Source organism: Idiomarina rhizosphaerae (genome assembly GCF_024159085.1).
In the GTDB taxonomy this organism is placed as follows: Bacteria; Pseudomonadota; Gammaproteobacteria; order Enterobacterales; family Alteromonadaceae; genus Idiomarina; species Idiomarina rhizosphaerae.
Map to the genome: position 1 here is coordinate 401643 of NZ_JAMZDE010000008.1, position 13229 is coordinate 414871.

The following is a 13229-nucleotide window of genomic DNA, read 5'->3' on the forward strand; positions in this document are numbered from 1 at the left end:
CATTAGGTAACTCTTGATGCCGACTATACTGAAAGTGCCGTTCGCAATACCACTAAGGGTATCAGCGAGAACAGCAAGTATTTCTATTCAGTAAGGGAAGGAATCCGTAATGGCTAAAAAGACAATTGCGAAATTTGATATCTCGGCAACCGCACCAGAGGGTTTTGAACATGAGCCTGACGCAACAGGCGGTTTTTGGTGCCATAAACCGCTTAACACTTTGCCACCGGGGGATTTTATATCGCCCTATTCGCGTCATAAAACCTTACCAACTCCAGGAGTCGAAAAGCGTAAAGCGTGGATAATTGGTGGTGGTGTCGGGGGGCTTGCCGCGGCATTTTATTTAATTCGCGATGGTCATATGCCCGCCGAAAATATCTCTATTTTAGAAGAAATGAGTGTAGAAGGCGGCTCTATGGATGGTGCGGGTAACCCCGAAGACGGTTACATCATTCGCGGTGGTCGTGAAATGAACTGGAACTACGACACCCTCTGGGATCTATTCCAGGACATTCCCGCCCTTGAACTTCCTGAAGGCTACTCGGTTCTCGATGAATACCGAATGATAAATGACAACGACCCGAATTACTCTAAGGCCCGTTTAATTAACAAGTCCGGCGAGATTCTTGACTCAGAAGACCTGGGGCTGAGTAAATCTCAGCAATGGGAACTTATCCGATTAATGCTGAAACGCAAGGAAGAGTTAGACGACACAAGCATTGAGGAATATTTCAGTGAAGGCTTTTTGCAAAGCAACTTCTGGTTCTTATTCCGTACTATGTTTGCTTTTAAAAACTGCCACAGCCTGCTGGAAACCAAGCTGTATTTGCATCGTTTTCTGGACTCAATTGACGGCTTTGGTGACATGTCTGTTCTGCTGTTCCCTAAATACAATCAGTACGACACCTTTATAAAGCCACTGACCAATTTTCTGCGTGAAAAAGGAGTGAAATTTACCTTTGAAGCCAGAGTAGATGACCTTGATATAAGCTTTACCGGAGACAACAAGACGGTAACCGGAATTCAGGCTTTTATTAAAGGTGAAGAGCAATATATTGAAGTTGGCAAGAATGATTTAGTGTTCGCCCTCACCGGCTCAATGACTGAACATACAGGTTATGCCGGTATGGATGACGCGCCGGAGCTTAGCTGTGAAAAGCATGACCCGGGTAGCGAAAGTGGCTGGAACTTATGGAAGAACCTCGCCAAGAAGTCTCCCGTTTTCGGTAAGCCAGAAAAATTTTATGGTGACGTAGACAAGTCTATATGGGAGTCGGCCACCCTTACCTGCAAGCCCTCCCCCCTTGTCGATAAACTGAAAACCTTATCAGTAAACGACCCATATTCAGGTCGAACAGTAACCGGCGGCATAGTGACTTTTACTGACTCTAACTGGCTGTTAAGCGTTACCTGTAATCGCCAACCGCACTTCCCCGATCAGCCAGACGACACATTGGTATTATGGGTATATGGCCTGTTGATGGATAAGCAAGGGAACCTTGTAAACAAAACTATGCCGGAATGTACCGGCAAAGAAATTCTGACCGAGCTTTGCCATCATTTGGATATTGAAGACCAGTTAGATGAGGTTATTGCTAACACCAAAATACGCATTGCGCTTATGCCTTATATTACCGCCCAATTTATGCCCAGAGCAGCAGGCGACAGACCCAGAGTAGTGCCTGAAGGCTGCACCAATTTAGGCCTAGTGGGACAATTTGTAGAGACTCGCAACGACATTATATTCACCATGGAAGCCTCCATTCGCACCGCCCGCATTGGTGTGTATAAGCTGCTGAATATTCCCAAGCAGGTGCCGGATATAAGCCCCACGCAATACGACATTCGTAACATCATAAAAGGTGCCAGAGCGCTCAATAGCAATAAGCCTTTTATTGGCGAACGTATGCTGCACCGCTTACTCGACAAAACCTACTTTGCCCACATACTGCCTCCGCTGCCCGAACCGGAGGAGAAAAAGCAAACGCACTTTGAAGAAGAGCTAAGGGAACTGCTTGGTAAAGGCGGTGACTTAATACATAAATTTTCAAGCTGGGTTAACTCGCTGAGGGATAATTTCTCGAGCAAAGACAAATAGTAGGTTAGGTTCTGTTTTTTCACAACAAAGCCGCTCGAATGAGCGGCTTTTTATATGGAATTGGTGGAGCTGTTTGTAAAAGCCTTTTGTAAACAACAGATCGATCAGGAATACAAAAGGTTTAAGGAATGCGAGCGATAACTTTTATTTCAAAGTCAAAACCGGCTAACCAATTCACGCCTACTGCCGTCCAATTCGGGTAAGGAGGTGAGCTAAACATTTTTTGTTTTACTTTCATAATGGTATCGAACTGATTCTCCGGGTCGGTATGAAAAGTTGTTACATCCACTAGGTCATCTAGTGTGCAGCCGGCTGCGGTTAGTGTCGCCTGCAGGTTTTCAAAAGCCAGTTCAACCTGACGTTCAAATTCAGGTTCAGCGCTACCGTCTTCACGACTTCCTACTTGTCCGGATACAAATAATAGATCGCCCGAGCGAATAGCTGCTGAATAACCGTGTTCTTCATAAAGCTTATGCCTGTTGGCAGGGAAAACTGCTTCACGCTGGTTCATATTTTTTACCTCATTGAGTTAACAGTAGCTAATAGCCGCTAAAGCTAGCTATCAGAACGCCACAAATGGCAGCGATTTCGGTACAAAGCGTTACTAGATTAGGTTAATATACGCCGTGTATGTAAACTACAATTATACGCTTCGTATGTCAATTTAATATACATAGCGTATATAGAAATAAGGGTAAACAGTTGAACCAGCGCACAAAGACAATGGCAGCAAACCGTGCAAAGATTATTTCAGCAGCAAGAAAAGCCTTTGCTGAGAAAGGCTACACGGCAGCATCGATGGATGAGTTAACCGCCGAAGTCGGTTTAACAAGAGGAGCCTTGTATCACAACTTTGGTGACAAACGCGGACTTCTCGCTGCAGTTGTAGAGCAAATTGACACAGAAATGGCACTACGTGCGAAAGAAATTGGCTCACAGGCCGAGAATGTATGGGAAGGACTGCTTGCGGAAGGTGAAGCTTATATACGTATGGCACTTGATCCTGAAGTACAACGTATTGTTTTGCTTGATGGACCGGCAGTGCTGGGAGACCCCTCACAATGGCCTAGCCAGAGCAATTGCCTCGAAGCGACCAGACAGACCGTAAGGGAACTAGTAGCTCAAGGCGTTATGAAGCAAGTTGACACGGAGGCAGCTGCCAGACTACTTAATGGCTCTGCACTCAATGCAGCCCTATGGATTGCTGCCAGCTCTACCCCTCAGGAGGTCACCCCAAAAGCAATCGAAGCATTTCGACTATTAGCGTCAGGACTAAAGAGATTGAGTCCTGATTTCTTTTAGCTATAAACGCCGCGCAACCCAGGCTCGTACAAGGCAGGCTTGATAAGTCTGGACTGCCAGTTCAAAGCCTCCTCTATGTATGAGATGTTTTATCTCTTCAGGAGGAAGAATTGCAACATCCTTTAACCAGGCAGAATGTATCTTATCTACCGTGTCAGATGACACATTTGAGCCATGTAGCATTTTGGCCCATAAATTAATTAGAGTGCTGTATTCATTTGAGCCAACCATTTCTGATAAATCTGAACTGACTAAAATGCCACCGGGCTTTAAGCTTTTGGCAATTGACTGAAAAAAGGACACGCGATCCTCTTTATCCAAAAAGAACTGAGAGACCATGAGGCAAGTAGCTCCGTCGCATGGTTCTAACCCTGAAAGCGAGTCCAGATAACCCTCATGGAACACGCACCGTGAACTGAACCCTTCCTGCTCTGCTCGGTTTCGACAAATATCAAGCATTCCACCGGAAGGCTCCACCGCAATAAATCGCCAGTTAGGAAACCTTTTAGCCAGATAAGATATTTCAGTCCCGACCCCAGACCCCACACAGAGTATCCTCGCATTGTCAGGTAACTCAGAAAAAGCCCATTGAAGTTGAAAGTAGCTCCCTTCGTATACGGGAGCGAGTTTCATTTGTCGCTCTTCGTAACCAGCCGCTTGCTGATCAAAAGCTTCTTTAAGTTCGTCTTGATTCACACGCCCTCCAGCCAACCTTTAATGTCATGTAACATTTAAAGTGTCATGAAGAATAGCATTAAGTATGTAACAATTAAAGTTACAAAGTGGAATGTAAAATAGATTCGAGAAAATATTGTGAGAAAAGACAGTAAGTTATCCCGAGCCCTGCATATATTAATACACCTTGGGCAGAAGCCTCATCCAGTAACATCCGAAACTATTTCAAAAATGCTGAAGACAAACCCGGTTGTAGTTCGGAGAATGATGGGACGACTTCGTGAAAATGGGTATGTAACCTCAGTAAAAGGACATAACGGCGGATGGTCACTATCCCGGTCATTGAGGGAGATAACGCTACTCGACATACACAAGGCTTTAGGTGACAAAAACCTATTTACTATTGGCTTTACTGAACCTGATTCCAAATGTTTGATAGAAAAAGCGGTTAACACACAGCTTGAGCAAACAATGAAAGATGCAGAAGCAGTGTTACTTGATAAGTTTGCAAAGGTTACTCTTAACGATTTAAATATCTCGGATTCAGAAAGCTAGAGGCTACTTTCAGCCAAGTGAAAGTAGCCAACCAAGCTTAATCTACTTTTAAAAAAGTATCATTTCAGATTCTTGTCCAGAAACTGTTTTATAACGGGAATAATGACAGAGTGATGTGTTTCAAGAGCGAAGTGCCCCGTATCATACAGGTGGATTTCGGCATCAGGAATATCCCGTTTCCAGGCTTTGGCACCTTCTGGTAAGAAAAACGGGTCATTTTTCCCCCATACAGCAAGAAGTGGTGGCTGATGCTTTCTAAAGTACGCCTGATATTCTGGGTATTGCTCTACATTAGACGCATAATCAAGCAGCAAATCGAGTTGAATAGCCGCCATGCCAGGCTTAGATATGTGAAAACCTTCAAGTGTGTATCCGTCCGGAGAAACCCTACTTAAGTCAGATACACCTTCTTCATATTGCCACTTAATGGACTCGGGTGTAGGGAAGTCGCTCAAAGCCTCCCGGTTCTCCTGCGTTGGATTATTCCAATATTTCTTAATTGGTTTCCACCCATCAGCGAGGCCCTCTTCGTATGCGTTACCGTTTTGAGAAACAATAGCAGTGATTTTTTCCGGATTATCAACAGCCAGCCTCCAGCCAACAGGTGCCCCATAATCATGCACTGCCAAAGCAAATTTTCTTAACTCCTTTTGCTCAATGAACTTTTCTACGGTTTCAGTTAAATTTGCGAATGTGTAACTGTATTCATCATCACCCGATACCTCAGTGAAGCCAAAGGCTGGTAAATCTAGTGCTACTACATGGTAATCATCGGCAAGCGCATCTATAACGTCACGCCACATAAATGACGAAGCTGCAAACCCATGAAGCATCAATACTGTTGGAGCATCTTCGTTACCCGCTTCGCGATAAAAGACTCTCACGTTATCTACCTGCTCATACTTAAAAGCTACCTCACTGGGTACTTTTACAGCCTCTCCCCCAGAAGCTCCAGCGGTTAAACTTGCAGCTAAAACTGTTGCAGAAATTGACTTCTTATTCATAAAACCTCCGTAACCATTAAAATACCAATTTGAAGGTTACGGAATAAAGTGGTAACCTGTCAAATATAATTTTAAAGGTTACTATTCCGAGGTGGTTATTTATGGAGTCAGAGCAGTTTATATTCGTAGCTAACAATCTAGCTCTGGATTTTGTAAACACTGAGGTTGGAGTCGGTGAGCAATACTCAGACAAACTTGAAAACGCAGAAAACGTACTTGAATGGCTTCAAGCCGCTAACCTGATCAGCACAAACCAACATAAAACCTTGCCTGATTTGTTGCCTCTGGCGAAAGAACTTCGCGCTGAAATGAGCCAGACAATAGCTCACGCTAAAAAAGGGATAGGTTATGAAACAAAATGCACCAACTCTATTCTGGAAAAGGCATCACCCTACCCGCAGATAGCCTGGCAGGAAAATGAGAAAAAATTTGTCATCAATTACCACCACGCAAAACTCACACCAGAAGCACTTTTGCAGCCAGTAGCTCATGCGTTTCTTAATTTGCTAACTGAGTTGGATTTCAGTTTAGTTAAACAGTGCGAGGCAGATGATTGCGTACTGATGTTTCATGATCAAACGAAGTCTCACAGACGACGGTGGTGTAGCATGGCATTGTGTGGGAATCGCATGAAAGCTGCCGCTCATAGGAAAAGAAACCGAACAAAGTAATGTTGTAATAATCACCTAAAAATAAACTAGCGCTTCCATCGCGGAAGGCTTCCGTTTTCAGGAACAATTACTGACAAAGCCTTTTTCCTAAACATTCTCATAAAAACGGTGCAGGAGCATTTAAGGAAAACATGATAACTGCATTGTTAAGAGCAGACGGATTTAAACAGGTGATGCCATTTTTTCGACCAGATAGTCCACGAACACTCGTATTCTTGCCGGAACATTTTTTCCGCCGATAAACACGGCATGGATAGCTTCGCGATCTTGAGGGTTATAATCTTCTAATAAAGCCATAAGTTGTCCCTCTGCTAGAGCTTGTCTCACATGAAAAGTGCCTACGCGGGTAATGCCCATGCCTTGCAACGCAAGCTCAACAAGGGTTTCTCCATTGTTTGCAATGATATTGCCATTTACCGTTAACATAAACTCACGATCATTTTCACGGAATGGCCAGCCGGGCTCAAGCCGTCGGAAGTTAAAATCCAGACAATTGTGAAGTGCTAAATCATCCGGGGTTTTTGGCACACCTGCTTTAGCTAAATACTCAGGCGATGCGACTACGGTTCTGCCTGTTTCACCTAGACGGCGGGCATGTAGCCCACTATCCGGTAGTTGTCCAAAACGGATGGCTACATCCACATGGCCCGCGCTCACGTCACTAATCTGATCTGTAACATCGATTTCAATCGTGATGTCAGGGTAACGGTGTAAAAACTCTTTCAGTAAGGGAACGATGGTGAGACGGCTATGCGCCGTTGCTGTACTAATTTTTATATTCCCACTCGGGCTGCCCCGGCTAGCAATAGTTGCTTCGGTGTCTTCCAAGTCTTTTAAAATTCGTCGCGCCGCAAGCGCGTAAGATTCGCCTTCACTGGTTAAATATAAACTACGAGTGCTTCGAACGATTAGCCGTACACCAAGACGTTTTTCAATTCGGCTCATAATTCGACTAACGGCTGAAGGCGTCAGGCCTAAATCCCGGGCTGCTGCGCTTAAACTCCCTGTACACGCAACGGACAAAAAGGTTTCCATTTCCGCAGTTTTATCAGTTCTTCCAAGTTTCATTTGTGATTCCAGTGCAAAACTGAATATACCTGAAGCTACTATTTCAGGGGTCTTCAATTAGTTACATTCCACAGCATCACAAATTAACGAGATTCTGTATGAAAATCAATATTCCTCTACTTGCTCTTGCCATTGGTGCTTTTGGCATCGGTGTAACCGAATTTTCTCCTATGGGAATGTTACCGATTATTGCTAGTGATTTATCAGTTTCTATACCTACAGCAGGGCTGCTCATTAGCGCCTATGCATTTGGCGTACTGATTGGCGCACCTTTTATGATTTTGGTCTTTGCGAATATGTCTCGTCGAAACTTACTTTTATTATCAATGGGGATTTTTACAGTCGGTAATTTAATATCAGCGCTGGCTGACAGTTATAACGTTTTATTGCTCGGGCGACTCATTACGTCATTTAATCATGGCGCATTCTTCGGTGTTGGTTCTGTTGTAGCCATGAGCATCGTACCTATAGAAAAACGTTCTGGAGCAGTGGCTGCTATGTTCTCAGGACTAACAATTGCAACCATAGGGGGAGTTCCTTTAGCCTCCTATATTGGTGAAACGATTGGCTGGCGTCCTGCATTTTTCGCTATTGCGGTAATTGGATTAGTGACTATGATAGCCTTAAAGATATCGCTACCACCACTTGCTAATGAGAACAAAGCTGATATTAGAAATGAACTCAGGGTTCTGACCCAAAGACCTGTTCTAATTGCCTTGCTATTAACGGTCGTAAGCGCAAGCTCAATGTTTACTGTATTTACCTATATTGTACCAATTCTACAAGTTGAAACTCATGCCTCCACAGCTTTTGTCACGACAATGTTGGTATTGTATGGCCTCGGTCTGGCAATTGGGAATTATCTGGGCGGACGTTACGCCGACCGGTCACTTAATTTGACACTAGTCGCTTCTTTAATTGCTGTAATTGTATTATTAATCATTTTTTCAGTAACTACGACATTCAAAACTATTGTCGGTCCTTTAATTTTTCTATGGGGTATTGCCAGCTTTGCACTCGTACCGCCACTTCAGTCCCTGGTGGTACAAGAAGCCAAAGAAGCTCCAAACCTTGCCGCAGCAATGAACATAGGTGCTTTTAATTTAGGCAATGCACTTGGTGCTATGCTCGGAGCTGCTATTATCAACACCGGTTTTGGACTAAGTTCTGTGCCTTTAGCTGGTGCATTCACTGCCATTCTAGGACTGTTAATGGTGATATTTTTTCGGCGTAGTGGTCGTCACACGAAAAGACAAGTCACCGATCCCGCTTGCTGATTAGTATTTGCAAAATTAGGAGATCCGGATGGATCTCCTTCAGTTATTTATTAGAATCTCCACGTAAACTAATCAATTGTAACAACGCCCCTATAGCCGCGATTATCGCAGCACCAACAGGTAACGACCATATCGGCAGACTAAGAGCTAAAGCCAAGCCTCCGACTGCAGCTCCAATAGCACTGCCAAGATACAAAGCTGATTCATTGAGGGCAACAGCGAGATTACCATCACCTTGTGATTCCCTAACGTGGAGCAACTGATTATTCTGTGGCACCTGCAAAGCCCAGCCGACAGCTCCCCAGATCGAGATTAGAACCATTGCCAACCATACACTCCAGAATGCAATTAACGGTAACACCGCTAGGGACAAAGCAAGGGTTAACATAATAAATAGAGTCATCCGAGGACCTTTAATACGATCGGCCATAGGTCCCACCAGAAAACTTCCAGCAACACCACCGATACCCCACACCCAAAGAAAAGGAGTAATTGATTCTACCCCGCCATACTCCGGAGCCGACATTAGAGGAGCCAGAAAGGTGTACATTCCGAGACTGGCTATAGCTGCAAGTAATGATACGGACAGAATAACGGTTACCTGACCATCGACCAACACAGAAAGTTTCCGACGCAAAGGGATAAATTCTGATCCAGATAATTCTGGCAGCCGCCAAAAAAGTCCAGTAAGTGAAATTGCCCCCAGCAGTGTTACCAACCAAAATGCGGATGGCCAACCTAATTGCTCTGCGAGAATAAGCCCGATAGGAACACCCAAAACGGTTCCCGCAGCCATTCCTCCCATAATCACCGCTATAGCTTTGCCCCGTCCGGCAGGCGACACCATTGCGGCGGCTGAAATCCCTACCGCAAGGTAAACACCCGAGCCAACTCCTGCTAACGCCCTAAATATAAGCAACCACAAAAAGTCCGTCGACAATGCACTGGCGGCGTTTGAGATTACAAACAAGCCAAGGGCTGCCAATAGCCCATTTCGCTGACGATCCCCAGGCAATAAAGCAACAACGATTGGCGAGCCTATGCCGTAAGCGAGAGTGAAAGCTGTTACAAGCTGTGCAGCAACACCAGTAGATACACTAAATGCTTGCTCAATCATTGGAATAAGTCCGGCTGTAACGTAAGAAGCCATGCCAAGCGCAAAAGCACCTAATGCAATTAAGTAAACAGTGGGCGACACTGAGGATGTACTTTTGAAACTCATGGTAGATTCTCCGGTGAAGAAAAATGAGCATTCTACGAGCCGGTTTAAAGTGTTACAATTTAGCCATTTATGCTATTACTAAAAGCAACAGGAATGTGATGAGTAAACTAGAACGCAAGCGTCACGAACTTGCTACTTTCCTGAAATCACGGAGAGAGCGCCTATCTCCAACAGAAGTAGGTCTTCCCTGTGGAGGTCGTCGACGTACACCAGGGTTGCGGCGCGAAGAAGTTGCAGCGCTTTCAGGTGTAGGGCTGACTTGGTATACGTGGCTTGAACAAGGGCGTGATATTAGTGCCTCCTCCTCTTTTCTCGATAATCTGGCGCGAGCACTAAAACTGGATGCCGCTGAACGCAGGCATCTATTTTTGCTCGCCCACGGCCGACTACCGCCAGAACCTGGCAAGACCTTTTGCGAAGTTCCGCCTTTAATATTGAGGCTGATGAGAGATCTCTCACCCCATGGTGCCTATGTACTCAACTTAAGATGGGATGTGTTGGCTTTCAACGAGCAGGCAGATCTACTTTTCGGCTTCAATCGTCACCCTCCTGGACAACGCAACCTGCTCTGGATGCTTTTCACAGATGCCGTTCTTCGCGAACGACTAGTAGATTGGGACAGTCAAGCCGTTCAGATGTTATCCAGCTTCAGGCGAGATTACGCCCATGCAACGCAAGAAACAGATATTCAGGCTCTGGTTACCAATTTAAAAAAGGCTTCTCCTGACTTCAGGCAATGGTGGAATCGCCACGATGTCGACGCCCCATGTCAGGGCGTCAGGGATATGAAGATAGAAAATGAAACGATGTCGTTCGAACATACTTCGATGACTGTCGATGCTGATCGCCATTTGCGATTGGTTGTTTATGCGCGGGGCTCGACACAAGGAATAGCAATCGACGACCAGTTCTTCGCAACCTCTTGAGCTGTTGAGGCTTTAGTCGCTCGAAGATTTCTAGGATAGTCGACATCTTTGGCCTCAGCGGCTTTGGTCGCATGAAACTGCCCATTCGCGGCGCGAAGTATCCATCCTCCTTCATCGCATTCCTCAGATGCTAGATACGCGACCCCGGGCGCCACCTCGGCTGGGCGCAGCTCGTCAGGTTGTCCCTCTATACCCCACATACGTGTTTTGGCGACTGGAGAAACTGCATTAACGATAATGCCGTCCTTTTCTCCTTCAGAAGCAAGGACATTCATCAGCCCCACCACAGCCATTTTGGCCGCGGCGTATGATGCAAGACCATTCTGAACGTACTGCTGATAAAGGGCCCGGCAAGAGGTCGTCACAACGATCCGACCATAACCTGCATCTTTCATTGTGGGCCACGCCGCCTGTGCGAGCCATAGAGGAGCCTTGGCCGAAATAGCCATCATATGATCAAAAGAACTCTCCTCTATCAACTCGATATTTTCATAAGCAACCCAACCCGCGTTATGGATCAAAGCATCTAATCGTCCACTTATTCTTAAGGCGTCCCTACAAAGTTTATGGCAGCCTTCACGCGACCCTATTTCTCCGGGAATCGCTTGTACATTCAACCCTTCCAACCTAAGCTTTTCTGCCGCAACCTCTGCGACCTTTGGGTCAATTCCATTGCCATCGGAGTCGGCACCAATATCCTGGATCAGAACCATCGCACCAAGCTGAGCAATGGTTCTGGCGTAAGAGAAACCAAGCCCCTGGCCAGCCCCGGTTATTAATACTACTCGATCATCGAAATCCACCATGTCGTTCCCTCCGTTCACGAAAGTAATTGAGGAAATAGAATAAAATTGTTCTAACGATATAAAAAATACTATTTTCAATTACATGTAATATATTTATAGTATTAAAAATATGATGCTCAAATTAATCTTCGTGAGGACAAGAATGGAGATAGGTACCAGGGCACGGATCACTTTACGTGCAATGGAGCAATTTATTGCAGTAGCAGAAGAATTACACTTTCACCGTGCCGCAGAACGACTGAACATGTCGCAGCCTCCTCTTACCAGTGCTATACGTAAGCTGGAGGATGATATTGGTGTTACATTAATTGAGCGTGGAAAACGCGTACTTGGATTAACTCCTGCGGGAAAGAACTTTATTGATGAAGCACGTGAAACTCTTAGACAAGCAGAACAAGTCGTCACGACCACACAAGATGCAGCTGCCGGACGAACTGGTTTAGTGCGTCTGGGTTATGTGGGAAGCTCACTTTATGGGAGATTACCTGATGTCATTCGTGATTTTCGGGAGAGTCATCCAGATGTACGTCTTGAGCTAAAAGAGGCAACTACCGCAGCGCAGGTCGCAGCACTACGCAATAACGCATTGGATGTTGGCATTTTGATCCCACCTCTTGTGAATGCTGAAGACATTGAACAAATACCCTTTGATCATGATCGCTTGTGCTTAGCTATTCCGAAAGGGCATCCCCTCAATAAACGGTCAAATTTGACACTGACTGACCTTTCAGAAGAGCCATTCATATTATGGCCAATGGTTGAGGGGCGCGGCTTTCATTTACAGGTTATTCGACTATGTGCAAACGTTGGTTTTGTACCGACGGTAACTCAGGAGGCTCACGGGATGCACGCGGTACTGTCGTTAGTTTCTGTTGGAGCAGGAGTATCCGTGGTCCCTCAAAGTATGAGTGGCTTTCGAGGAGACCAGATAAGCTATCATCTATTAACGGGTTCTGAGCCCGAATTCGATTTGGTCCTGAGTCACCGCCACCTATCGCCATCAGCAAAGGCATTCGTCCGCTCTATTGGAGAACAATGACCTGAATACTCTTACTAAGATCGTCCCTTAAAACCACCGTTTAGGATAATCATGCCCGGAAATTAGTCGGTGATATATGACTCCGAAAACGACAATCAGAACGGCTCCCGCTGCTACTGGCATAAACAAAAAGTCCCATTGCTCGCCAGCTAGCATGACAACAAGCGGGTTCGCTCCCGCGGGTGGATGAGTCGTGTCGGTCAGCAGCATCAAACCTACCGCCAGGCCTACTGCCAACCCTAAAGACCAGGGACTAACACCTACTACAGAAGCGACAGACAAACCAATTGCCGTGGTTAATACATGCCCCATGATGATGTTGCGCGGCTGTGCCAGAGGGCTTTCCGGTAAACCAAACAGGATGACCATGGTGGCTCCAAAAGGTGCCATTAACCAAACAAAAGACTCGACAGTTGTGCCGAGGCCGCTTAAGACGGTAATACACAACATCGCTCCCAAGCCCGCTATTAATGGAACAGAAAACCGAGAAGCAGTAAGACGTTTATACATAAGTAAAACCCTAAGTAGACAGATTGGTCTACACAGAATAGACAGATCTGTCTACTTATGTCAAGATAAGGGTATG

Annotated in this window: 14 protein-coding genes; 7 read left to right on the plus strand and 7 right to left on the minus strand. The window is 45.5% G+C overall.

Translation table 11 applies throughout. The annotated features are described in order from the left end of the window. Nucleotides 1-109 precede the first annotated feature (109 nt). Nucleotides 110-2098 (plus strand): oleate hydratase, encoded by a 1989-nt coding sequence (locus NJR55_RS12260; protein ID WP_253620209.1) that lies wholly within the window; start codon nt 110-112, stop codon nt 2096-2098. 121 nt (nt 2099-2219) lie between these two features. Here NJR55_RS12260 and NJR55_RS12265 read toward each other — a convergent pair whose 3' ends face one another. After that, nucleotides 2220-2609, minus strand: a complete 390-nt coding sequence (locus NJR55_RS12265) for a RidA family protein (protein ID WP_153850042.1) — start codon at nt 2607-2609, stop codon at nt 2220-2222. A gap of 212 nt (nt 2610-2821) precedes the next feature. On the opposite strand from NJR55_RS12265, the gene NJR55_RS12270 reads away from it, so the two are divergent. Then, the gene (locus NJR55_RS12270) at nt 2822-3400 is read left to right on the plus strand and encodes a TetR/AcrR family transcriptional regulator (RefSeq protein WP_253620210.1); all 579 of its coding nucleotides are present in this window, start codon (nt 2822-2824) and stop codon (nt 3398-3400) included. Here NJR55_RS12270 and NJR55_RS12275 read toward each other — a convergent pair whose 3' ends face one another. Next, nucleotides 3401-4096 (minus strand): class I SAM-dependent methyltransferase, encoded by a 696-nt coding sequence (locus tag NJR55_RS12275; RefSeq protein WP_253620211.1) that lies wholly within the window; start codon nt 4094-4096, stop codon nt 3401-3403. Nucleotides 4097-4213: 117 nt separating this feature from the next. Here NJR55_RS12275 and NJR55_RS12280 point away from each other — a divergent pair, with 117 nt between their 5' ends. Further along, a complete protein-coding gene (locus NJR55_RS12280) occupies nt 4214-4630 on the plus strand; it encodes an Rrf2 family transcriptional regulator (RefSeq protein ID WP_253620212.1) in 417 nt (138 codons plus the stop codon). Between the two features lie 59 nt (nt 4631-4689). On the opposite strand, the gene NJR55_RS12285 is transcribed toward NJR55_RS12280, so the two are convergent. Next, entirely contained in the window at nt 4690-5634 is a 945-nt protein-coding gene (locus NJR55_RS12285; protein WP_253620213.1) for an alpha/beta fold hydrolase, read from the minus strand. 101 nt (nt 5635-5735) lie between these two features. On the opposite strand from NJR55_RS12285, the gene NJR55_RS12290 reads away from it, so the two are divergent. Beyond that, the gene (locus NJR55_RS12290) at nt 5736-6305 is read left to right on the plus strand and encodes a CGNR zinc finger domain-containing protein (RefSeq protein WP_253620214.1); all 570 of its coding nucleotides are present in this window, start codon (nt 5736-5738) and stop codon (nt 6303-6305) included. Between the two features lie 162 nt (nt 6306-6467). Here NJR55_RS12290 and NJR55_RS12295 read toward each other — a convergent pair whose 3' ends face one another. Continuing rightward, nucleotides 6468-7373 (minus strand): LysR family transcriptional regulator, encoded by a 906-nt coding sequence (locus NJR55_RS12295; protein ID WP_253620215.1) that lies wholly within the window; start codon nt 7371-7373, stop codon nt 6468-6470. Between the two features lie 98 nt (nt 7374-7471). Here NJR55_RS12295 and NJR55_RS12300 point away from each other — a divergent pair, with 98 nt between their 5' ends. After that, complete coding sequence (locus NJR55_RS12300; protein WP_253620216.1) at nt 7472-8650, plus strand: MFS transporter; 1179 nt, start codon at nt 7472-7474, stop codon at nt 8648-8650. 43 nt (nt 8651-8693) lie between these two features. Here the strand turns inward: NJR55_RS12300 and NJR55_RS12305 are convergent, their stop codons facing one another. Then, nucleotides 8694-9872 (minus strand): MFS transporter, encoded by a 1179-nt coding sequence (locus NJR55_RS12305; protein ID WP_253620217.1) that lies wholly within the window; start codon nt 9870-9872, stop codon nt 8694-8696. A 98-nt stretch (nt 9873-9970) separates the two neighbouring features. On the opposite strand from NJR55_RS12305, the gene NJR55_RS12310 reads away from it, so the two are divergent. Next, a complete protein-coding gene (locus tag NJR55_RS12310; protein ID WP_253620218.1) occupies nt 9971-10798 on the plus strand; it encodes a helix-turn-helix transcriptional regulator in 828 nt (275 codons plus the stop codon). On the opposite strand, the gene NJR55_RS12315 is transcribed toward NJR55_RS12310, so the two are convergent. Then, the gene (locus NJR55_RS12315) at nt 10738-11604 is read right to left on the minus strand and encodes an SDR family NAD(P)-dependent oxidoreductase (protein WP_253620219.1); all 867 of its coding nucleotides are present in this window, start codon (nt 11602-11604) and stop codon (nt 10738-10740) included. The two genes, NJR55_RS12310 and NJR55_RS12315, sit on opposite strands and share 61 nt — an antisense overlap. Before the next feature lie 142 nt (nt 11605-11746). Between NJR55_RS12315 and NJR55_RS12320 the strand changes: the two genes are divergently transcribed. Beyond that, complete coding sequence (locus tag NJR55_RS12320) at nt 11747-12643, plus strand: LysR substrate-binding domain-containing protein (protein WP_253620220.1); 897 nt, start codon at nt 11747-11749, stop codon at nt 12641-12643. A 27-nt stretch (nt 12644-12670) separates the two neighbouring features. On the opposite strand, the gene NJR55_RS12325 is transcribed toward NJR55_RS12320, so the two are convergent. Then, nucleotides 12671-13153, minus strand: a complete 483-nt coding sequence (locus tag NJR55_RS12325) for an HPP family protein (RefSeq protein WP_253620221.1) — start codon at nt 13151-13153, stop codon at nt 12671-12673. Nucleotides 13154-13229: the final 76 nt, after the last annotated feature.